Here is a 22,456-nt window from a genome sequence, read left to right as displayed (position 1 = left end):
TGTCAAATAAAAATATGACAAATAAAATGCGGATGAATAGGAGAAACTACTTGCAGGAATGGACGAGGGTTAACGACCCACTGATTAAAGTTAAAGTAGGAGAAGATGTTATGTTATTTTATTTTGAACTTGTCGTCATTTTACTTTGTACGAAATTAGCTGGTGATATTAGCGTGAGGCTTGGCCAGCCTTCTGTACTTGGTAAATTAATTATCGGTATTATTATCGGTCCAGCTGTACTTGGTATTATAAATAGTTCTGAATTAATCGATGAATTGAGTGAGATTGGTGTTTTACTACTTATGTTTATGGCTGGACTTGAAACAGATTTAGAAGAGTTAAATCGGAATTTGAAATCTTCATTTGCAGTAGCAGCTGGTGGAATTATTTTTCCTTTCATCGGTGGTTATGTAACAGGATTGCTGTTTGGATTAATACAATCTCATGCCATTTTTTTAGGATTATTACTTTGCGCAACGTCAGTTAGTATTACAGTGCAAACGCTAAGAGATTTAGGAAAAATGAATACGAGAGAAAGTACAACGATTTTAGGTGCTGCCGTATTTGATGACGTCATCGTCGTTATTTTATTAGCGTTTGTTATGAGCTTTTTAGGAACGCAAGATGTGAATATAACACTTGTTATCGTAAAGAAAATTATCTTCTTTGTTAGCATTGTTTTTATTGCATGGAAAGTTGTTCCTTGGATTATGAAAATGCTCGTGCCGCTTCGTGTAACAGAAGCGTTAATTAGCGCGGCTCTTATTATTTGCTTCTCTTTTTCTTATTACAGTGAAATGATGGGAATTGCAGGCATTATTGGAGCATTTGCAGCCGGAATTGCCATTTCTCAAACAGAGTATAAGCACGAAGTAGAACATAAAATTGAACCGATTGCTTATGCAATATTTGTACCGGTGTTCTTCGTAAGTATCGGAATGGAAATTACATTTCAAGGTATCGGAAGCCAGCTTTGGTTCATTATCATCATGACGCTTATTGCGATTTTCACAAAGTTAATTGGTTCAGGTTTAGGAGCAAGGCTAACAGGATTCAACCTGCAATCTTCTATTAGTATCGGTGCAGGAATGGTGTCGCGCGGAGAAGTAGCACTTATCATCGCAGCGAATGGACTTACGGCGAATTTATTAGCGAAAGAAAATTTCACAGCGATTGTTATTGTAGTTATATTAACGACGATTATTACGCCGCCGCTTTTAAAGAAATATTTCGTGTGAAGAGGAAGAGCTTATCTGAATTAGGTAAGCTCTTTTTTATTGGAACAAGCAATAGTCATGTGGCATGAAAGGTTTGTAATTATGGTAAAATCTATGTATGTGATATGACAAGGAGAGGAAAGTGTGAAGATTACGAAGGAGAAGGTTATCGGTGTAATCGTACTTATTGCAGTATGTACACCGTTTACTGCATGGAAAGAATCAAAAGTGAAAGATTTTCCGGTTTCTATTTTTTCAGAAGAAGCAGATGGTGAGTACGATCAGAAGCTGAAATATACTGCTTGTTTACCTGATGTTACGATTTGGATGAACGGTTGGGGAAAGAAGTGGACAGAAGGGGAAAGAACTGTTTATCAAAAAGGGAATCGCATTGTAAATGTGTTTCATCCTCCTGGCGATGATGGTTTTTACCTTCTTGAAGCAAGAGAAAATAAGTGAACGCAACCGTAAGAAGTGGAGGTTAAATAGTGAAAGCTTCAACATTACTATTTAAAATTGAAAGTAATATGGATCAATTTTCACCAGCTGAAAAAAAGGTTGCCATGTACATAATGGAGAATGCAGAGATTGTTCCGAACTTAACGACGAAAGAAGTGTCAACGAATGCAGGTGCAAGTGAAGCGAGTGTTGTTCGTTTTTGTAAGTCGATTGGGATTGGGAGCTTTAAAGCATTTAAAATCGCGCTCGTTCGTGAATTAACGATTGCTGATTATAATATTAATGATTTTTCAGTGATGAATACGGAAGATGGCCCGTACGACTTGTTTAATAAAGTTACATATGTGAATAAAGCTGCAATTGAGGCGAGCGTTACGGCTATTGATAAGAAGGAGCTTGAGAAAGCAGCGGATCGTATTGTAAATGCGGATAAAATTATATTTTACGGAGTAGGTGGATCAGCAACTCCAGCAATGGACGGGGCTTATAAATTTACAAGACTCGGATTTACTGCAATGATGCTATCTGATTTTCATATGATGTTGCCGCTTGTGACAAATTTAAAAGAAGGCGATATATTTGTGGCGATTTCAACATCTGGTCGTACGAAAGATGTACTCGAAATGGCGCAATATGCGAAGAGACAAGGTGCAACAGTTATTGCGATTACAAAGCTTGATCAATCATCACCGTTATATAAAGAGGCGGATATTCGTCTTTGTATGCCAGATGTAGAACAAGATCATCGTATTGCAAGTATTGCTTCGAGAATGACACAATTGAATATGATTGATGCTTTATATGTCATTACGTTTAATCGTATTGGTAATAAAGTATTGGATCAATTTATGGAGACAAGAGAAGAAGCTTTGCGGTTACGGAAGTTAAAATGAAAAGATGGGGACCCCATCTTTTTTTTTGCATACGGACATAAATTCGTCATGAAAAGAAATGAAATTTCATAAAATAATAAAGTAATATTGATTTTAAATTTCTTAAAGTTATAATAAAAGTATGAAATTAAATTTCAAAGTAGGTGGTAATATGTTAGAAAATTTATCGACAGAACATCGCAATGAGAAGACGATGAATTTAGATGAGATGAGCATAAAAGAAGTTCTACAAAGTATGAACGAAGAAGATCGAACTGTTGCATTAGCAGTTGAAAAAGAGATAGAACAAATTGAAAAGGTTGTAGGGACTGTTATTAAATCTTTTGAAGAAGGGGGACGTTTAATTTACATTGGGGCTGGTACGAGTGGCCGTTTAGGCATTCTAGATGCAGTGGAATGTCCGCCGACATTTGGCACAGATGATAAAATGGTGCAAGGATTTATAGCAGGTGGATTGAAAGCGTTTACTAAAGCGGTAGAAGGGGCAGAAGACCGCGAAGAGTTAGCAGAAGAAGATTTAAAAAATATTGGATTAAACGAGAAAGATACTGTAATTGGAATTGCAGCAAGTGGTCGAACTCCTTATGTTATTGGTGGCTTGAAGTACGCGAATAGCGTAGGAGCGAGTACAGCTAGTATCTCCTGTAATAAAAATGCTGAAATAAGTAAATATGCAAAACTAAACGTGGAAGTAGAAACAGGCGCAGAAATTTTAACAGGATCAACGCGTTTGAAAGCTGGTACAGCGCAAAAACTAGTGCTCAATATGATTTCAACAGCATCTATGATTGGTGTAGGGAAAGTATATAAAAACTTGATGGTAGATGTTCAATCTACAAATGAAAAGTTAATAGAACGATCAAAACGAATTATTGTGGAAGCAACAGGTGTTAGTTATGAAGTAGCGGCAGAGCATTATGAAAAAGCAGAACGTAACGTGAAAGCTGCGATTGTTATGGTGTTATTGCAGTGTGAGTATGGGGAAGCACTGGAGAAACTAAAAGAAGCGAAAGGGTTTGTGAAGAAGGCACTATAAAATAATAGGGAGGGGGATTCTATTATGAAGAAAGAAGAGAGAATGGCCAGAGAAATTTCAGAGCAACTTGGGGGAGTAAAAAATATTCGTGGCATTGCTCATTGTATGACGAGACTACGATTAACGCTTCATGATGAAAGTAAAGTGAACATGGACCTTTTGAAAAAGGTTGAAGGGGTTATGGGCGTTATTGAAGATGAGACGCTTCAAGTTGTCGTTGGTCCGGGAACGGTAAATAAAGTAGCAGCAGAGATGGAAGGTTTAACGGGACTGCGAATTGGTGAGGTGGCAGATCATCACCTTGAAGATCTTGGGCAAGAGATGAAGTCAGAGATTAAGAAGAAAAATAATACACCGGTGAAAAACTTTTTAAGAAAAATAGGAAGTATTTTCATTCCGTTAATTCCGGGTCTTGTTGCGTCAGGTATTATAAACGGGGTTGCTAACTTTGCGAAAAACGCAGGCGCTGATCCGAATGCAACATGGCTACAAATGTTACTACTTATTGGCGGCGGTATCTTTACATTCTTAGGCATTTTAGTCGGTTGGAATACAGCGAAAGAGTTTGGCGGGACACCAGTTCTTGGGGCAATTGCTGGTATTTTAATTTTCAATCCGGCGATGGCGAACGTAAAGTTATTTGGTGAAGCGCTCGTACCCGGACGGGGCGGATTGTTTGCAGTTATTTTTGCAGCGTGGCTTATGGTTGTAGTGGAAAGACAAGTTCGAAAAGCTGTACCAAATGCAGTTGATATTATTGTAACGCCGCTTATTACTGTGTTAGTCGTAAGTATCGTAACGATGTTAGCAATTCAGCCGGTAGCAGGTTTCTTATCTGAAGGAATTACGAGCGGAATTAATGGTATTTTAAGTATTGGCGGAGCGTTTGCTGGGGCAGTACTTGCTGGAACATTTTTACCGCTCGTTATGGTCGGATTACATCACGGTTTAACACCGATTCACATGGAGTTTATTAATCAAACGCACGTAACGCCTTTATTACCGGTACTTGCAATGGCTGGCGCTGGGCAAGTAGGAGCAGCGATTGCTATTTTTGTAAAAACAAAAAACAAACGACTGCGTAACGTAATTAAAGGGGCATTACCAGTTGGATTTTTAGGAATTGGTGAACCGTTATTATACGGGGTTACATTACCACTGGGAAAACCGTTTCTTACAGCTTGTTTAGGAGCAGCAGTTGGCGGTGCATTCCAAGCAGTTATGAAAACAGCTGCACTTGGAATTGGTGTATCAGGATTATCGTTAATTCCGTTAATTGCTGATAATAAATATTTATTATATTTCCTTGGATTAGTAGTGGCATATACGTTCGGATTCATCTTTACGTACTTCTTCGGATTTAAAGAAGAAATGGCAGAAAACATATAGAGAAAGGGATTCCTTTCTCTTTTTCTATTTATAGAAAGGGAGATTCATATGATTGGAGTTTCAATTTACCTTGCAAAAGAACGAGTAAAGAAGCAAGAAGAGTGGCTAAAAGTAGCGAAGGAAAACGGGTTTTCATCTATTTTTACATCACTTCATATACCAGAAGATGATCCAAATACGTATAAAGAGTTAATTCAAATACTTGGGAAACAGGCTCTTGAAAATGAAATGGAATTAATGGTCGATGTTTCCCCAAAATCGCTACACCATTTAGGAATGACGTACGAAAATGTGGAAGAGTTAGTAGAGTGGGGAATTACTGGTTTACGAATGGACTATGGCATCACGCCGAAAGAAATCGCGCGTGTATCCCATAAAATGAAAGTAGCTTTAAATGCGAGCACGATTACAGATTCATTTTGGAAAGAGTTAATCACTGAAAAGATACGGGTAGAGAATGTAGAAGCATGGCATAATTTTTACCCGCGCCCGGAAACAGGACTAGCAAAGTCCTTCTTGCAACAGCAAAATCAATATTTGCATGAGTGCGGAATAAAAACGATGGCATTTATTCCAGGGGATGGGGAGAAACGGGGCCCGTTATATGAAGGATTACCAACGTTAGAAAAGCACCGCAATATGCGCCCGCTTGAAGCGTACTTAGAACTTGTACAACATTGTGGTGTCGATAAGGTGTTAATCGGGGATATAAGCGGAAGTGTAGAAAGTGTACAAGAGATAGCGAGTGCGAGTAGAGGGATTATTCCATTGCGTTACAAATCATTTATAACTGATAATGAAGTATTAAAAGTGGTGGAGCAAGTGCATACAAATAGGCTGGATCCAGCCCGTGATGTCATTCGGTCTGTAGAATCACGAGAAGAAAATAAAGTGATTTTACAGCCAATGAATGCAATTGTAAGAAAGAAAGGCAGCATTACAATTGATAATGAATTGTACGGTAGATATGCTGGAGAGATGCAAGTTGCTATACATGATTTGCCTGTAGATGAGAAAGTGAACGTTGTTGGCATGGTTGTAGAAGAGGATATATCATTATTGCCGTATGTTGGCGCTGGAAAAATGTTTCAACTTTTTGTGCGATAGAGTAAAAGCTTGAATTAACGCTACTTTGTAGGAAAACATTATCCGTAAAAGGGATAATGTTTTTTGTTTTCTTTAAAAAAGTATTTGACGAATGAAATGAAATACCGTATTGTTTTGACTTGTAAATAAAAGTTCACCATAACAAAACAAAAGGAGAGGAAAAATGAATCAATATATTGGGAATTTAATTATTCGTATCGTGTTAGGAGTAACGTTCTTTGCACATGGTTTAGCGAAGTTTCAATCAGGTATCGATAACGTAGCAGGCTGGTTTACAAGCATTGGTTTACCAGGCGGTCTTGCATATGGCGTAGCAACAGTTGAATTAGTTGGTGGTATATTATTAATTATCGGTTTAGGCGTAAAGTATGTAGGATTGTTATTCGCTCTTATTTTAGCTGGAGCTATCGTAAAGGTAAATGGAGCAGCAGGTTTATTAGGAGATGGAAAGAATCCAGGATATGAATTAGACCTTGCATTATTAGCAATGGGTGCGTATTTATTCGTTGTAAAAGCAGAAGGATATGTAGACCGTTTCATAAAAGAGAAAGTAATGAAAACGAAGTAGATTTTATTTATAAATTGTTGACTTGAATAATGATTGTAACTATAATGATTACAACTTATAAATTAAGAATAAAACAATTTAATATTTTTTTACACAAGATGTAACTATATGTGTTACATCTTGTGTAAAAAAAATAAAACGGGAGGAAGTAACATGTCTAAATCAAATTTAGAAATTATTCGAAGTACATATGAAGGATCAGCTTCTTCGAATGCAAAACATTTAGCAGAAGCCCTCTCTGAAAAAGTAGAATGGACAGAGGCAGAAGGATTCCCGTACGGGGGAACTTATATAGGTGTAGAAGCTATAATGGAAAATGTATTTAGCCAATTAGGATCAGAATGGGATGATTATAAAGCAAGTGTAAATACGTATCATGAAGTAAGTGAAAAAGATGTAATTATTGCTGAAGGTATGTATTCAGGAGTTTATAAAGAAACGGGAAAATCATTTGAAGCAGAATTTGTTCATATATGGCAACTTGAAAATGGAAAAATCATAAAATTCAAGCAATGTGTGGATAGTTATATTGTGCGAGAAGCGCTTAAGGTTTAAAATAAAATAAGGAAACAAATGGAATCGACTGTGTGCAGGCGATTCCATTTGTTTATGTGATTATTAGGGGAATGGGGAATACATAATATGAAAAAATGGATTATAGGGACAATTACAGTGATCGTAATTGCGATAGGAGCTGTATTCGGTGTTACTAAAGGTATTAATTATATAGAAGAAGAGGAGAAGAGTCTTAAAGCGCAAAAAGTAATGGGACAACAAGGAAAGAAAGCAGAGGAAGAGAAGCAACAAGTTAGTGAAGCTGAAATTATTTCTACAATGCATAGGATGGTACATCAAAAAGTGAAATCCTCTGAAAAATGGGGATTTATTGAAATGACAAATAAGGAAATTCGTGGTGCGAAGAACGCAGTAGAAAGCGGTACGAATTTTAAATATAAGTCAGAGTTACTTTCTACTTTGGAGCGCTGGGAGAAAGGGGATTTTTCACAAACGGTTGAGGAGCATAACTTTTTGTGGGAAATTCAAGGTGGTGATACTGGAAAGGCGACAGAACGTTTATCGCCAGAAGAAGAAAAGCAGTATGTGAAAGAAATGAAACGTAAATAAAAACATCGCCACTTCGCTGGCGATGTTTTTGGATTAAGAATGTTTTCGCATTAAAGCTCTAGTTGGCTGAACGGCAACTGTTTTGAAATGAGAAAATAAATAACATCCTGTCACAACGATCATTGTCCCTAAAATTTGAATCCACGTTAATTCTTCTCCGAGGAAAAGGAATGCTAAAATAGCTGTGAAAATGGGATTGAAGTTTAGAAAAATGCCGGATGTAGTTGCTCCTAATTTTTGTACGCCAACATTCCAAAATACCATACAAAGAACTGTGGAAATGAGTCCAGTATATAAAAGTGATGTTATAAAAGAAGTGTTGATATTTGTAACAGTGAAGCTTCCTATGTTAAATGGTAGTAATAAAATAACGCCGAAAATACCAGAGTATAACGTCGCCATGAGTGGTGTCGTTGTTTTTGTTGCCCATTTACTACAAACAGAATAGATTCCCCAAATACAAACTGCCGCAATCATCCATAAATCGCCGCTATTAAAATGTAGTGAAAATAAAAGTGCAAAGTTACCTTTTAATAGGACGAGGATAACCCCGAAGAATGAAAGAATCATAGATAAAATTTGAAGTGTATTTACTTTTTCTTTTAGAAATAAGACAGAAAATAATGCGATTGAAATTGCATTTAATGTAGAAATAAGCCCTACATTTGTTGCGGATGTTTTTTCTAATGCTAAAAATTGAAAGATGTTAAAAAGAGCAACCCCTGAAATTCCCATCAATATTAACGGAAGTATCGCAGCGCGTGGTGGAATGATTTTCTTTTCTTTAAACCATACCATCGGTAATAAACAAACGATCGCAATCATCCATCTTAAACTTGTAAGTGTCATTGGAGATGCGTGATCAACAAGTGATTTTCCAACGACAAAGTTTCCTCCCCATAATAAGCTCGTTAGTAATAGTAAAAAGACATAAAAATAAGGCATATTAAAATCCCCTTTGTTGTAATCAATGTGAATTGTAAATAATTTTAGCATTTTTCTTTATTGTGTAATATATTCTTTTGTATAATGGATAAAAATTGATAAAATGTTTTGTTATGAATGATATTTAAAGAAGGATGTTCAGTTTTATATAAGTTATAAGGTGTTTTTTCGAATAATCATCGGTAAGAAAAAAGGGGGAATTATAATGGAGTCGTCTGTTATTAAAGTGTTGGATGATCTAGATGTCCAAATTTTAGATATATTGCAGAAGGAGTCACAAGTAAGTAATGCAGAGCTTGCACGACGTGTTAATTTATCACCAGCTGCAATGCATGCAAGAATAAAAAGATTAGATGGAGAAGGATTCATTGATAAGCAAGTAGCTATTTTAAATCAAGAGAAGCTTGGTTTTGACTTGTTATGCTTCATTTTTATGAGTACGAATATTCATCAATTTGACAAGTTGGAAGTGTTGGAGAAAGAATTAGAATCGATGCCGGAAGTGTTAGAATGTCACTGTTTAACAGGAGAGTACGATTATTTATTAAAGGTTGCAAATCGTGATCGTAAAGAACTAGAGCAGTTTATTAGAAAGCTGAATAAGCTTGGTATTACAAAGATACAGACGAGTTTAGCACTTCGTGAAATTAAATATTCGACGGTATTACCGATACGAAATGAGGAACCGAGCATCGATTAGATTGCTTGGTTTTTTGTTTGTATAAAGTGATTGACGAGAAGAAAAGAGAGATGTATTATTATATAAAAATTATGTATTAAAATTCATTTAAAGTTATAAATATTAATATCAGGGGGCAAGGGGATGGAATATGAAAATCTGTAATGCAGTTACGAGTGATGTGAAAGAAATTTATAGTCTCATTGAAGTTTATGCAAAAGAGGGAGTGGTTTTACCGCGTTCTCTTTTGTCTCTCTATCAATATTTACAATGTTTATATGTTATGAAAGAAGAGGGAGAAATCGTCGGAGTTGCTGGTTTACATGTATTAGGGGAGGACCTTGCAGAAGTACGATCGTTAGTCGTTTCGCATACATATGCAGGGAAAGGGATCGGACGTATGTTAGTAAACCATGTAATAAATGAGGCAGCGAAAATAAAAGTGAGCAGAGTTATTTCTTTAACATATGAAACGGAATTTTTTCAAAAGTGCGGGTTTGATTTTGTGAATAGAGAGGCGTTACCAGAGAAGGTATGGATTGATTGTAGACATTGTCCAAAGGTAGATTATTGTGATGAAGTAGCGATGATTCGGTATGTTGGGTGAAATAAATGTAAAGAAGAGCAGCTAGCAAAAGCTAACTGCTCTATTTAAGGGATCTCTCCAAGGGGGAGTGGAGAAAATATTATGTTACTAGCAGTATTGACAGATTATTAGGAAATATACAAATCAGATGAAAGAAATTTTAAATAAACTTTCGGCATTGACAGTTTTTAAAATATTCATGTACAATATATATGAATGACATTCAGTCATTTTTTCTTTGGAAGGATGTAGTTAGTTTGAAAACGGAACAAATATAAAAGGTAAATGAGGATGATAGTTGTTTATATATAGTAGGGATGAAAGAGCATATTTTTTTAAAATAAAAATGACTGATAGTCAGTCATAAGAGGTGAGAGGTATGAAAAATAAAGCTTGGTTATATGTCATATTAACATGTATCTTTGAAATTTTTTGGGTGTTTGGTTTTAATACAGCGAATACTTGGTGGCATTGGATTATTATTTTAGGCGTTATCGCTGTTGATTTTCACTTCCTTTCTAAAGCGTGTGAACATCTTGCAACAGGGACTGTATATGCTGTTTTCGCCGGAGCTGGTACGGTAGGTACTTTCTTAATGGATGTATTCCTTTTTGGCGGGAGTTTCAGTGTAGGAAAATTATTCTTTATCGTGATGGTTGTAGCTGGCGTTATCGGTTTAAAGCTAGCTGATAATAAAGAAGATACTATGGAAGGAGCTGCTTAAAGATGGGTTGGTTTTTCGTATTTTGTGCTGCAATTAGTGAAATAGTCGGTGTAATCGGTCTTAAAATGTATAGTAAAGATAAAACATTAGCAAATGGGGCTCTTTATATAGGTGGGTTTGCTACATCCTTTGCATTCTTGTATACATCTTTCTTATTTTTACAAGTAAGTGTCGCGTATGCGGTTTGGATTGGTATTGGAACAGCAGGTGCCGTTTTATTAAACATGTTCCTGTTTGGTGAGTCGAAAAGTAAAGCACGTATCATTAGTGTAGCTCTTATTGTATGCGGCGTGACAGGGTTAAAGGCTCTTTCTTAAAGGTATTTGGCATTTTTATCTCCTAATTTTTTGTTAGGAGATTTTATTATGAAAAAAATGATTTCCTCGCAAAGTTCACTATCATTGACAGTACAATCGATTATCTTATAAAATGAGTGACAGTCATTCAATACGCGTGTGAAAGGGTTTAGATGATGAATAAAAAAGAGAAAATTGTCTATGCAGCGATTGAAGTATTTCAGGAAAAGGGTGTTGAAAAAACGAAGATTTCTGATATCGTGAAATTAGCTGGCATTGCACAAGGAACTTTCTATTTATATTTTCCTTCTAAGTTATCTGTTATGCCTGCAATAGCAGAAGTGATGGTTGAAAAGATGATACTTGCAGTAAAAGAAAAAGTGCAAAACGATGCGCCTTTCTCAAGTAAAGTAACGCAAGTAATAGATGCGGTGTTTCACTTCATAGAGGAATATCGTGAAATACAAGCTTTAATGTATGCGGGTCTTGCATCTACAGAACATATAAAAGAATGGGAAGCTGTGTATGAGCCTCTTTATATGTGGCTAAGTGAATTTTTAAATGAGGCGAAAGAAGCGGGTGAAATTCGTGATTCGGTTCACGCAGAGCGAACAGCGAAGTTATTTATCGCTCTAGTTGAATCAGCAGCGGAGCAAGTGTATTTATATGATCATAAAGATGATGAGCAAGTCGAGTTACAAAAGGCAGAAGTACTAGATTTTTTAACACATGCATTACATATAAAGAAATAGTGAGATGAACCTGTCTGAGAAGGTAGGTTCATTTTTGAGGAAAAATGAATGATAGTCATTCACCTAATGCGTATGTATGTGTGGAAGGATACAGTGAAATTCTAACGAGTAGGGGCATCTCTACTCATAATTAGCCCACAAATAGCAGGATAAAGAAAAAGCTTCTTGGGCATTATTTTTTTGAGGGGAGCTTACGGGAAGAGGTGTTGAAAGTGAAGAAACCGATAAAAGAACAAAAGATGGTATTGGTCATTCTTTTGAGTAATATATTTATTGCTTTTTTAGGGATTGGATTAATCATTCCGGTTATGCCGTCCTTTATGAATGATATGGGTTTAACAGGTAAGACGATGGGATATCTCGTTGCAGTGTTTGCAATGGCTCAGCTTATTGCTTCACCTATTACAGGCCGGTGGGTCGACCTTTATGGTAGGAAGAAAATGATAATCATTGGATTATTTATTTTTGGTGTTTCAGAGCTTCTGTTTGGATTAGGAACAGATGTATGGATGCTCTATGCAGCGAGGGTGTTAGGCGGAATTAGTGCTGCGTTTATTATGCCTGGTGTTACGGCATATGTTGCGGATATTACATCTATACAGGAACGTCCAAAGGCGATGGGGTATTTATCTGCTGCTATTAGTACCGGCTTTATTATAGGACCTGGAATCGGCGGATTTATTGCAGAATACGGTATACGTGTGCCGTTTTTCGTTGCAGCAGCAATTGCTTTTATAGCATGTGTCATTTCGATCTTTATTTTGAAAGAACCGTTAACGAAAGAAGAGCTTGCAGAGATTTCTTCTAATACGAAAGAATCAAGCTTTATTGGTGATTTAAAGAAATCATTACATCCAATGTATGCAATCGCATTTATTATCGTATTTGTACTTGCGTTCGGTTTATCGGCGTATGAAACGGTGTTCAGTCTGTTTTCTGATCATAAGTTTGGGTTCACACCGAAAGATATTGCGGCAATTATTACAATTAGTTCAATCTTTGGGGTAGTTGTGCAAGTATTTATGTTTGGTAAATTGGTTGATATATTCGGTGAAAAAGTGTTAATTCAAATCTGTTTAATTGTAGGTGCAGTATTGGCGTTCGTTTCAACGGTAGTCTTTAATTATTGGATTGTACTTCTCGTTACGTGCTTTATTTTCCTTGCATTTGATTTACTTCGTCCAGCTTTAACGACGTTTTTATCAAAAGCAGCTGGAAAAGAGCAAGGATTCGTTGCTGGTATGAACTCGACTTATACGAGTTTAGGAAATATCGCAGGACCAGCGATGGGCGGAATATTATTTGATATGAATATTCATTATCCATATGCATTTTCAGGAGTTGTCTTAATAGTTGGTCTCGCTATTACATTTATGTGGAGAGAGAAACAGTTAGCTGAAAGTTTTGCCAAGTAATCAAACCCCTTACAACGGTAAGGGGTTTTTGTTTTATAAACTTAATCTAAATCGTTTTAATTCAATAAAAATCCTCTCTAATTGCTTTCCTTTATCCGTTAATGTGTACTCTACACGAGGCGGAACTTCTGGATATACTTTTCTCGTTATAATGTCTTGAGCTTCTAATTCTTTTAGTTGAAGCAATAATGTTTTCGGACTAATGCCGTCCATTGATTTTGTAAATCACTAAAGCGTAATGTTCCTTCGATAAGAAGGTCGCGAATAATTAAAAACGTCCATTTCGTACGAATTACATCAAGCGTTTTAGCGATAGGACAAGGTATGCCAGGTAAACCTTTCGTTAATTCAACTGGATCTATATTGTTCATGGAACTAGCCTCCATAAAATTTTTTTGATGAATTTGCTTTATAGTATCACAAAACTATACTTTTGGTAATTATATGAAAAAAATATCACTACTTCCATAAAGGAAGTTAGTCTATATACAATAGCAATACGAAATATAAAGTTTTTTTATGAGGGGGAGGTGATTTTCATGGGGGTAAAAAAGTTGTTTGGATTTCTTAGTTTGTTTGTTATTTGTATTGTGCTTGTAGCATGTGGCGTGGAGGGAAAAACTGAAGTACAGTTATTAAAAGAAATGCCAAAGGCAAAAAAAATGACAATCGATCCTTCACTAAGTAAAATGGAAGCGACCGAAATGGTTCATGCAGCGCAGCGTTTTTATGCATTTTGGGATACAGGTAAAGAGGAGCTTCTTTCGCAGACTGTTACTGAAAATTTCTTCGATAATACGTTGCCAAAAGGGCGACCACAAGGTGTTGAAGGGTTAAAGTTTGCAACACAAAATTTTCGTAAAGTCGTTCCTAATATACATTGCGAGATTGAAGATTTATTAGTCGTCGGTGATAAAGTAACAGCTCGTCTTTCTTTTACAGGAACGCATAACGGTAAAAATATTAGCTTTTCTGCAATAGATATTTTGCATGTGAAAGACGGAAAGATTACGGAAGACTGGCATTTAGAAGATAATCTTACGTTGAAACAGCAACTTGGGTTAATAAACGAGGAATAGAGTAGGGGAGAGAAAAACGATGAAAAATATATTTATTATAAATGGACATGAAAAATACGGTACAAAGGAAGGACGATTAAATAAAACGTTAGTGGATCATATGGTGACGGTATTAAGCGAGAGTCATCAAGTGAAAACAACAACGATTCAAGATGGATACAATATAAAAGAAGAACAAGATAAATTTTTATGGGCTGATGTTGTGATTTATCAAACACCGATTTATTGGTTTAGTGTTCCAGGATTATTTAAAACGTATATGGATGAAGTATATGAATACGGTTTGTTCTTTAAAGGTGCAGATGAATACGGAACAGGTGGTTTATTAACAGAGAAAGAGTATATGTTCTCTACAACTTGGAATGCACCTGAAAATTCATTTGGAGATAAGACGAAGTTCTTTGAAGGGGAAAGTCTAGAATCAACGCTTAGTCATTTACACCGCGTGCAGAAGTTTCTTGGGATGAGTCCGTTAAAGAGTTTTGCTTGTTATGATGTGGTGAAGAATCCGGATATTGAGCAATATTTATTGAACTTGAAAGATCACTTAGATGAAGTAATTAAATAATAGTTTGTATTTGTATGTGAAGAAGGTACTACTAAGGATGTAGTACCTTCTCCTTTTATAAAAACTTGCATGTTAATACGTGGATGGCTGTATCCATAACTTCGCAAAATTTGCCCAACCGAATGAATCAATTGTTACGTTTTTTAAAGAAGAAGGGTATGTCTTTCTTTTTAAAACGTGATAGTTAAATAAAATGATGTGTTCTGTTTGTAAAAATTCTTCGATCTCATACATGAGCTCGTAGCGCTTTTCTTTATTTTCTTCTAATAAAAATGTATCAAGTAAACAGTTAATTTGTTTTTCGTAGTGCAGGTCCATGAACCGGTTTACGAAGCAACTTTTATTTTTAAATACATTTAAGAATGCAAGTTCATGATCAGCAGCAAACACTTCTCCCATGAAAATAATATCGGCATGTTGATCGATAGAACGGTTCATATAATCTGAAACGAGAAATGGGTGAAGCTCTACTTGTATACCTAAACTTTCACATCGTTCTTTTAAGAAATATGCATCATTTGCACTATCTTTAAATGCGAAGAAGTAAATATGTATCGTCTCTCCATTATAAGTGCTCTTTTTTAAATACTCTTTCGCTTTTTCTAAAGAGTAAGATCTTTTAGGAGCTTGGCGGCTTCTTTCAGGGAAAAAGCTTGATGCAGCAATTGTTCGTCTTCCTTCTATGCTACGAAGTATCATTTCAACATCATATAGTTCTCTCCAAGCCTTTCGAAAGTAAATGTCGTGATGAGGACCAGGTTTTGTAAAGTTGAAGCCAGCATAAATACAACCTATTTCTTCTATTTGTATATTATGCCTTTCATTTTCTTCTTCATTTGGCAGTTCATAATCAGCATCGATTTGTACATGATCAGGAATACTCCAAAATTCAATACGATCTAATAACGCGCGCTCTTTAAAATAATGAGTGAACGCTTCGAGTACGATATTATCTTCAGAGTAATGAGAAAGTTTGAAAGGTCCAGTACCTATATAATGATGATTTTGAATAACTGCATCACGCGGCAAAATTGCTAGTTGTATGGAACTTACATAGTGTAAGAAAAATAAATTTGGTTTTGCTAAATGAAATCGAATTTGCAGTGGTGATGGTGTTTCAATTTGAACAATTTCTTCTGTTAACCATTTGAAAGGGGAATGAACTTCTTTTAGTCTTTCAAATGAAAATCGTACATCTTTAGAAGTTAAAACTGTTTCGTTATGAAAATATACATCCTTTCGTAAATAAAAAGTCCACGTGAGCCCGTCTCCACTTAATTCCCACGTATGCGCAATGTGTGGTTCCATTTTTTCCGTAACATCGTTATAAACGACTAACGTATCAAAAATTTGATTCGTAAGATGGCTCTCTGTAGTTACAGCCACAAAAGCCGGATCTAAGGGGAATATCTTTCTCGATATAGGAATTTTTAATATGTCGTACATATCATTTGAAGGTTCGTATCCAAAATGATGATGTAGTTTATTTTCTATCTTTTTTTGAAGTGCAAGGGGGAGAGGTTCTTTTAAAAGAAGAAAAACGTCCTTTAATTTTTCTCGCGCTAACAGTTCATCTGTATAGGACTCAATCGCTTCTACGAAATTATGTATAAATAGAATTTCTGTTTTATTTCCGCGGCCACGCCCTGGAGTCCAATGAATTAATTGTTCCTCGCTCATTTTCTTTAATAAAATCTTTACGTTTTTCGTACTGCAATATAAAACATCCGCTAATTCTTGTAAGCTATTTCGCATATGCTGTTGATCTTGTGCATGTAGTCTTAGTCTAATGTAATAGTCCATAATTTTCATATATACACTTCCTTCTATTATAAAAGGGGAAACTCTTTAGAATATTCTAACCTTTTTCTTCCTTTTTTTCAAAGTAAAATAAGTAAGCATAAGGAGGGGGAAACAATGGGATTTTGGAGTATGCATCGAAATATAAAAATTAGAATTATAACTTCGTTTTTAACACGTACTGTATCCACGATGATTTTTCCATTTATGGCGATTTATTTTTCAATAAAGTTAGGTAGTGCGATTGCTGGTGCGTTACTACTTATTAATGTCATAGCTTCATTAGTAATTGGTTTGTACGGTGGGTATGTTGGAGATCGGCTTGGTCGTAAAAAGGTTATGATTATCGGTCAAAGTATACAAGTCATTTCCATTGCTTGTATGGGGATTGCAAATTCCGATTATATAGATTCACCTTGGTTAACATTTATCTTTATGCTAGTGAATAGTTTAGGATCTGGACTTATGAACCCTGCGACAGAGGCAATGTTAATTGATGTAAGTACACCTGAAAATCGAAAAGTGATGTACAGCATTAACTATTGGGCAATTAATTTATCCATTGCGATTGGAGCGATATTTGGAGGGCTACTATTTGAAAACTATAGATTACAATTGTTCATCGTATTAACGCTTGTTGCCATTATTACTTTATATGTGATGGCTGTATATATGGAAGAAGTGTACGTAGTGAGAAAAACAGTAGAGAGGAAAAATGTATTAAAAGATATGGCGGATAGTTATAAAGTCGTAATGAAAGATAAAGCATTTTTAATTTTTTGTGCAGCAAGTATATGTACATTATCGTTAGAGTTTCAAATTAATAATTATTTAGGAGTACGTTTGCAGAAGGAATTTGAAACGGTGCACTTTTTATTCGGGAATGGTGTTACGTTTGATTTAACAGGTATTCGCATGCTGAGCTGGATTTCTGCAGAGAATACAATTTTAGTTGTATTATGTTCAGCACTTCTTATTAAAATGCTGAAAAACTTCAACGATTTGAAAATATTATATGTAGGCTTATTCATTTATACAATTGGATTTACAATACTCGGAACGAGCAATAGTTTATGGATTTTATTAATTGCAGGGCTTTTCCAAACGGTAGGAGAGATGATGTATGTGCCAGTGCGTCAATCTATTATGGCAGATATGGTACCAAATGAGGCGAGAGGTTCATATATGGCGATTAACGGAATGGTCTTTCAAGTAGCAAAAATGAACGGGGCATTGGGTGTTATGCTAGGTTCATTTATCGCATCTTGGGGCATGAGTGCTCTGTACTTTATCGTTGGTATGAGCAGTATTTTATTATTTATGAAGGCGATTGGGAGAGAGAAGTATGAGGGGGAGGTTTCTCAGATTGGATAAAACGATATGAAAAGCGATGCTAGAAATCGCTTTTCATATGGCTTTTAAAACGGATCAACTTCAGCTAAATTTGGAGTAGTGCTCGGTTGTAGTAAAAGATTTTTTAACGTTCCTACTTCAGAAAGAGTGACTAATATGTAGCCACTAATCAGTACAATAAGTCCGATGACGCGTAACGTTTGTAAGCTCACTTCATTATTATTCGTTTCCGCTGGATTTGGGGGCGTTGAAGGTGGATTGTTATTCATAAATAAGGCTCCCATCTTTTGTATTTATATATGTGTAAAATCATGATTTAACTTATGGATAGGAATTGTATAGTCATTTTCACTATATGAGAACTGCTTATGAAAAGTGATTAGAAGTTCCAGGGAGAGAAAAGAGGGTGTATGAAAAGATCATTAAAATAAGGTTCTTTTTTGTTTTTCATACAAATAAAAAGATTAATCAAAGTAGCTAAATAGCTACTTTGATTAATCTTTAATAACTATTCCAATATACGCAACGATTCTTCAATAAACGCCGGGATGTCCTCAGGTTGTCTACTTGTTACTAGCTGATTTTGGCATACGACAACTTCTTTGTTGTGGAAATTTCCACCGGCGTTTTTTAAATCGACTTCAATAGATTTATATCCAGTGACATCACGTCCTTCAAGTGTTTGTGCAGTGATGAGTAGCTGAGGTCCGTGACAAATAGCGAAAACCGGTTTTTCCGCATCCATAAATGCTTTACTAAAGTGAACGAAACGCTCATCCGCACGAAGTATATCTGGAGAAAATCCACCCGGTATGAAGAGTGCGTCAAAGTTTTCTGGAGAAACGTCATCGATACCTTTATCAATTACAATTTCACTTTTTCCTTGTTTACCGTGTACCGTTTTACCTTTTTCTGTTTCAATAGTTGTTAATTCATATCCCTTTTGTTTAAAAGCTTCTGCTGGCTCTGTGTATTCTGTGTCCTCGAAATAATCCGTTATTAAAATAGCAATTTTTTTACTCATTCTAATCCGCTCCTTATATTATCGGTTCCAGAATCGTCCTTGGGCAATGCCTTCTATAAATGACTCAATTGAAGTGTTTGTTAAGTTGTAAATTCCTGCTCCATCTAATTTGATTTTACTATTGTCTAAAGCATGAGGATCGCTAAGGACATAGGCTATCGGTTTAAAGTGTTTAAAAGTAGTTTCTGCAAATTCTAAAACAGGGGGTTGAATGACAGATTCGCTACTAAACACTAATACCGCATCAAAAAGTGCAGAGTCTGCTGTTGTATAAATATCCGTTACTTTAATGGAATCATTGAATTGATGAATTTTATTATCTATGATGCTATAGTTCATTCGGTGTTGTACAAAAGCTTGAATCCATTCGGACAGAAGGGAGACGCTTGGGTCACCATTCAATAGAATTGCCACATTTTTGGAATCAGCTTTAAAAATAGTGTTGGACATACTTAGTGCAGGTGATTTTGCATCCGAATTTATTTCGTGATTTTCTTTAGGCAAAGGGGCTCCAATCATGTTAGCGACTTCCTTTGCTAATTGACGATCGACGTGGTTTAAAAGAGCAATTACATTTGCCTTCACCATGTCTGATTTGCACTTCCCAACTTCAAAGCAAAATGCATCTTTTATGTGCTGCTTTTCAATAGGGTTCATACTATTGTAGAAAAGTTTAGCTTGCGAATAAAAGTTAAGAAAGCTTTTACTGCGCCCCCTAATTTTATGTCCATCAATCTTTTCTTGATAATGCTCATATCCGCCCTGTTCAGCTTGCACGGTTGCTGGTTGATTGTTATTTAAGCCATTAGGATGATAGCTTGTTTGACCGCGATGAATTTGCATTTGATGCATGCCATCACGTTGGTTATTATGAAAAGGACATACGGGCTGGTTAATAGGAATTTGGTGAAAATTAGGGCCTCCTAAACGAGATAATTGTGTATCTGTATAGGAGAACAATCTTCCTTGCAGAAGAGGATCATTTGAAAAATCAATACCTGGTACGACATGGCCAGGGTGGAAAGCTACCTGCTCCGTTTCTGCAAAGAAGTTATCAACATTTTTGTTCAATGTCATTTTACCAACTAGTTTTACAGGAACTTCTTCTTCCGGCCATAATTTCGTTGGATCTAAAATATCAAAATCAAATGCATGCTCATCTTCTTCTGGAATTAGCTGCAATCCAAGCTCCCATTCTGGATAATCGCCCTTTTCAATTGCTTCATATAAATCTTGACGATGGAAATCAGGGTTTTTCCCAGCAATCCTTTGAGCTTCATCCCATACTAATGAATGAACCCCGAGGGTAGGTTTCCAATGAAATTTTACGAAGTGGGCTTTTCCTTCTTTATTAATAAGTCGAAATGTATGAACCCCAAAACCTTCCATCATTCGTAAACTACGCGGAATAGCACGGTCGCTCATCTGCCACATAACCATATGAGTAGACTCGGGATTATGCGCAACAAAATCCCAAAATGTATCATGAGCGCTAGCTCCCTGAGGAATATCATTATGTGGTTCTGGTTTAACTGCATGGACAAAATCAGGGGATTTAATAGCATCTTGGATAAAGAATACAGGCATATTATTACCTACTAAATCATAGTTACCTTCATCTGTATAAAATTTTGTGGCGAATCCGCGTACATCTCTTACTGTGTCATTGGATCCTTTAGAGCCTTGAACGGTCGAGAACCGTACAAATACAGGTGTTTTCTTTGAAGGATTAGTAAGAAAATCTGCTTTCGTATATGCTTCTAACGATTCATAAAGCTGAAAATAACCATGAGCGCCAACTCCGCGCGCATGAACAATTCTTTCAGGAATTCGTTCATGATCAAAGTGGGTCATTTTCTCTCGAAAGTGGAAATCCTCCATTAAGGTTGGGCCTCTTAAGCCCATCTTTAAAGAGAATTCATCCTCGGCTATTTTTACTCCTTGGTTTGTTGTTAAAGCATGTTTGCGTTGATTATCCGTAACGTGGTGTTCCAATTGTTCCGTTTTTTTATTCACAATATAGGCCCCTCCTTTACGCTGTTAATTAATAGATACCCTTTTTGTTAGGATGTAAACATGTATTATCGTTTTTGTATGTAAAAATCATAAAACGTTGGTTGTACCAGTGATTCTTGTTTGAGAAGGGAAAATAAAAAAGCCAAGGAGATACTTTATTTTCTCCTTGGCATTTAAGATAATTCTTTTCGTTAAAACGAAGAAACGCGTTGTTTCGTTTTTGGTACAATAATAAATTTGATCCAGAGTAACCCGATAATCATAATGATAAGGCTATGTAAAAATTGACCTGTAGCAATGAGTATAACAATTGAAAATACAACAAGCTGAATGCTTAGCAATATAAAGAGTAAGTGAAGAAATTGATTCAGTCGTTTTTCAGTATCAATTGGATATAATGTTACAATAATATTTCCCGAAAAATATTTCCATAGGGAACGGAGCTGCATAGAAATCATATATAGGACGATATATGCGATAGCGCCTTTTACGTATATGCTTGGTATAAAATATAAGGCGAAGGCACCGATCAACCCTAAGCGAATATATATACCGAAATAATCATTCCCGCGTAAAAATGCTAGTGTATGTAAATAGAAGAAAGTTGCTCGTTTTTTATGTAATAAAGGTTCAATCCAAGTTGTAAGCCATTTTCTTTTATTTACTTGCTTATTTAGTTGCGGGACATCGGTGAAAATGCTAGCAAATTGATAAAAACGAACGTTCATTTTTTCTTCTTGCTCGATTATGTAATCCCATGGTATTCGTTTTGTAGGCTGTTTTTTCGTATAAAGAAGCAGGAAAGCAAGCAGTAAAAGTAATCCGCCCAATATGAGAACATTTGCCGCATAAAACAGCATATAAATGACTAGGGCGTTACAAGCAATACGAATAATCAGCCATATATTTTTTTCGTGACGATCACGCCACATCCAATGTATGTATATGTTCCAAGCTTTCGTAACCATTAAAATGATAAAGATTGTACATAAGAAAGGTATCGTTAATTGTAATGATTGCAGTGCAAGCGGAACGAGAATAAGGAACGTAAATAATAATGGGAAAAGCTGAATGATGTAATTGTATAGAAGAGATTTTTTGAAATAAGAAGTTAATTTCTCTTCTAGTGCTAGTAAATAGACAGCGTCAGGTTTTTGAATAAATGTACGAATAGGGCATCTCGTTATAATGAATGTAAGTACAATCGTGATGAGTAGTAAAGATATTCCTTTAGAAGGAGATGCTTTTAGAAACTGAGCATAGTAGTATGCGCCAACGCATGAAATAAAGATAAAGCTATATAGTAAACCGTTAATCATACGTGCAAAGTATGTAATGATATTTTGCATATGTTGTTGGAAACGGCTGCTCCATAGTGATTCGATTGACATGTTTTTCACCTCTTTGTTCTATTATATATGTTTT

General features: G+C 35.8%; 24 protein-coding genes and 1 pseudogene. 18 read left to right on the top strand and 7 right to left on the bottom strand.

The genetic code is table 11. The annotated features are described in order from the left end of the window. Positions 1–14: 14 nt before the first annotated feature. The 9 genes from ACTFNE_RS21965 to ACTFNE_RS21925 all read left to right on the top strand — a co-directional run bounded on the left by ACTFNE_RS21965 (position 15) and on the right by ACTFNE_RS21925 (position 7,794). Positions 15–1,238 carry a cation:proton antiporter gene (locus ACTFNE_RS21965; protein ID WP_370530089.1) on the top strand — a complete coding sequence of 408 codons (1,224 nt, stop codon included), beginning with the start codon at positions 15–17 and terminating at the stop codon, positions 1,236–1,238. A gap of 123 nt (positions 1,239–1,361) precedes the next feature. Then, entirely contained in the window at positions 1,362–1,676 is a 315-nt protein-coding gene (locus tag ACTFNE_RS21960; RefSeq protein WP_270705342.1) for an outer surface protein, read from the top strand. Positions 1,677–1,705: 29 nt separating this feature from the next. Continuing rightward, the gene (locus tag ACTFNE_RS21955; RefSeq protein WP_000648163.1) at positions 1,706–2,569 is read left to right on the top strand and encodes a MurR/RpiR family transcriptional regulator; all 864 of its coding nucleotides are present in this window, start codon (positions 1,706–1,708) and stop codon (positions 2,567–2,569) included. A gap of 151 nt (positions 2,570–2,720) precedes the next feature. Further along, positions 2,721–3,605, top strand: coding sequence for an N-acetylmuramic acid 6-phosphate etherase (gene murQ / locus ACTFNE_RS21950; RefSeq protein WP_046198843.1), 885 nt, complete (start codon positions 2,721–2,723; stop codon positions 3,603–3,605). 24 nt (positions 3,606–3,629) lie between these two features. Further along, positions 3,630–4,994, top strand: a complete 1,365-nt coding sequence (locus tag ACTFNE_RS21945; RefSeq protein WP_000711320.1) for a PTS transporter subunit EIIC — start codon at positions 3,630–3,632, stop codon at positions 4,992–4,994. A gap of 48 nt (positions 4,995–5,042) precedes the next feature. Then, positions 5,043–6,101 (top strand): DUF871 domain-containing protein, encoded by a 1,059-nt coding sequence (locus ACTFNE_RS21940; protein WP_082112698.1) that lies wholly within the window; start codon positions 5,043–5,045, stop codon positions 6,099–6,101. Positions 6,102–6,264: 163 nt separating this feature from the next. Continuing rightward, positions 6,265–6,669, top strand: a complete 405-nt coding sequence (locus tag ACTFNE_RS21935; RefSeq protein WP_046198842.1) for a DoxX family protein — start codon at positions 6,265–6,267, stop codon at positions 6,667–6,669. Between the two features lie 153 nt (positions 6,670–6,822). Next, positions 6,823–7,224 (top strand): nuclear transport factor 2 family protein, encoded by a 402-nt coding sequence (locus ACTFNE_RS21930; RefSeq protein WP_046198841.1) that lies wholly within the window; start codon positions 6,823–6,825, stop codon positions 7,222–7,224. Positions 7,225–7,311: 87 nt separating this feature from the next. Then, entirely contained in the window at positions 7,312–7,794 is a 483-nt protein-coding gene (locus tag ACTFNE_RS21925; protein ID WP_000758765.1) for a DUF6241 domain-containing protein, read from the top strand. Positions 7,795–7,827: 33 nt separating this feature from the next. On the opposite strand, the gene ACTFNE_RS21920 is transcribed toward ACTFNE_RS21925, so the two are convergent. Then, a complete protein-coding gene (locus ACTFNE_RS21920; RefSeq protein ID WP_046198840.1) occupies positions 7,828–8,739 on the bottom strand; it encodes a DMT family transporter in 912 nt (303 codons plus the stop codon). Positions 8,740–8,944: 205 nt separating this feature from the next. On the opposite strand from ACTFNE_RS21920, the gene ACTFNE_RS21915 reads away from it, so the two are divergent. The 6 genes from ACTFNE_RS21915 (at position 8,945) to ACTFNE_RS21890 (ending at position 13,191) form a co-directional block, all read left to right on the top strand. Continuing rightward, the gene (locus tag ACTFNE_RS21915) at positions 8,945–9,439 is read left to right on the top strand and encodes an Lrp/AsnC family transcriptional regulator (RefSeq protein ID WP_000446094.1); all 495 of its coding nucleotides are present in this window, start codon (positions 8,945–8,947) and stop codon (positions 9,437–9,439) included. Positions 9,440–9,569: 130 nt separating this feature from the next. Then, positions 9,570–10,025, top strand: coding sequence for an N-acetyltransferase (locus tag ACTFNE_RS21910; protein WP_046198839.1), 456 nt, complete (start codon positions 9,570–9,572; stop codon positions 10,023–10,025). Positions 10,026–10,383: 358 nt separating this feature from the next. Continuing rightward, positions 10,384–10,728 (top strand): DMT family transporter, encoded by a 345-nt coding sequence (locus ACTFNE_RS21905; RefSeq protein WP_000790625.1) that lies wholly within the window; start codon positions 10,384–10,386, stop codon positions 10,726–10,728. 2 nt (positions 10,729–10,730) lie between these two features. Next, positions 10,731–11,045: a DMT family transporter gene (locus ACTFNE_RS21900; protein ID WP_000539674.1), complete on the top strand. Its 315-nt coding sequence runs from the start codon at positions 10,731–10,733 to the stop codon at positions 11,043–11,045. Positions 11,046–11,197: 152 nt separating this feature from the next. Then, entirely contained in the window at positions 11,198–11,776 is a 579-nt protein-coding gene (locus tag ACTFNE_RS21895; RefSeq protein WP_002163739.1) for a TetR family transcriptional regulator, read from the top strand. Positions 11,777–11,988: 212 nt separating this feature from the next. Continuing rightward, positions 11,989–13,191 (top strand): MFS transporter, encoded by a 1,203-nt coding sequence (locus ACTFNE_RS21890; protein ID WP_000742937.1) that lies wholly within the window; start codon positions 11,989–11,991, stop codon positions 13,189–13,191. Between the two features lie 33 nt (positions 13,192–13,224). Here ACTFNE_RS21890 and ACTFNE_RS21885 read toward each other — a convergent pair. Then, a pseudogene (locus tag ACTFNE_RS21885) lies at positions 13,225–13,562 on the bottom strand (winged helix-turn-helix transcriptional regulator). Between the two features lie 168 nt (positions 13,563–13,730). Between ACTFNE_RS21885 and ACTFNE_RS21880 the strand changes: the two are divergent. After that, on the top strand, positions 13,731–14,270 hold the full coding sequence (locus ACTFNE_RS21880; RefSeq protein WP_046198838.1) for an ester cyclase: 540 nt from the start codon (positions 13,731–13,733) through the stop codon (positions 14,268–14,270). Between the two features lie 19 nt (positions 14,271–14,289). Continuing rightward, complete coding sequence (locus tag ACTFNE_RS21875) at positions 14,290–14,838, top strand: NAD(P)H-dependent oxidoreductase (protein ID WP_046198837.1); 549 nt, start codon at positions 14,290–14,292, stop codon at positions 14,836–14,838. Between the two features lie 72 nt (positions 14,839–14,910). On the opposite strand, the gene ACTFNE_RS21870 is transcribed toward ACTFNE_RS21875, so the two are convergent. Further along, positions 14,911–16,671, bottom strand: a complete 1,761-nt coding sequence (locus tag ACTFNE_RS21870) for an SgrR family transcriptional regulator (RefSeq protein ID WP_270705361.1) — start codon at positions 16,669–16,671, stop codon at positions 14,911–14,913. Between the two features lie 84 nt (positions 16,672–16,755). On the opposite strand from ACTFNE_RS21870, the gene ACTFNE_RS21865 reads away from it, so the two are divergent. Next, positions 16,756–18,012, top strand: coding sequence for an MDR family MFS transporter (locus tag ACTFNE_RS21865; RefSeq protein ID WP_270705336.1), 1,257 nt, complete (start codon positions 16,756–16,758; stop codon positions 18,010–18,012). Positions 18,013–18,056: 44 nt separating this feature from the next. On the opposite strand, the gene ACTFNE_RS21860 is transcribed toward ACTFNE_RS21865, so the two are convergent. The 4 genes from ACTFNE_RS21860 to ACTFNE_RS21845 all read right to left on the bottom strand — a co-directional run bounded on the left by ACTFNE_RS21860 (position 18,057) and on the right by ACTFNE_RS21845 (position 22,422). Next, the gene (locus ACTFNE_RS21860; RefSeq protein WP_001063858.1) at positions 18,057–18,260 is read right to left on the bottom strand and encodes a hypothetical protein; all 204 of its coding nucleotides are present in this window, start codon (positions 18,258–18,260) and stop codon (positions 18,057–18,059) included. A 239-nt stretch (positions 18,261–18,499) separates the two neighbouring features. After that, positions 18,500–19,015, bottom strand: coding sequence for a type 1 glutamine amidotransferase domain-containing protein (locus ACTFNE_RS21855; RefSeq protein WP_242277496.1), 516 nt, complete (start codon positions 19,013–19,015; stop codon positions 18,500–18,502). An 18-nt stretch (positions 19,016–19,033) separates the two neighbouring features. Then, positions 19,034–21,031 carry a catalase gene (locus ACTFNE_RS21850; RefSeq protein WP_270705335.1) on the bottom strand — a complete coding sequence of 666 codons (1,998 nt, stop codon included), beginning with the start codon at positions 21,029–21,031 and terminating at the stop codon, positions 19,034–19,036. Positions 21,032–21,222: 191 nt separating this feature from the next. After that, positions 21,223–22,422 carry an ABC transporter permease gene (locus ACTFNE_RS21845; protein ID WP_270705334.1) on the bottom strand — a complete coding sequence of 400 codons (1,200 nt, stop codon included), beginning with the start codon at positions 22,420–22,422 and terminating at the stop codon, positions 21,223–21,225. Positions 22,423–22,456 lie beyond the last annotated feature (34 nt).

The sequence above is a fragment of the Bacillus cereus group sp. MYBKT111-2 genome, from assembly GCF_051915205.1.
Classification (GTDB): domain Bacteria; phylum Bacillota; class Bacilli; order Bacillales; family Bacillaceae_G; genus Bacillus_A; species Bacillus_A paranthracis.
The sequence above is the reverse complement of the archived record's forward strand: the minus strand, read 5'-3'. Positions and strand labels throughout refer to the sequence as shown.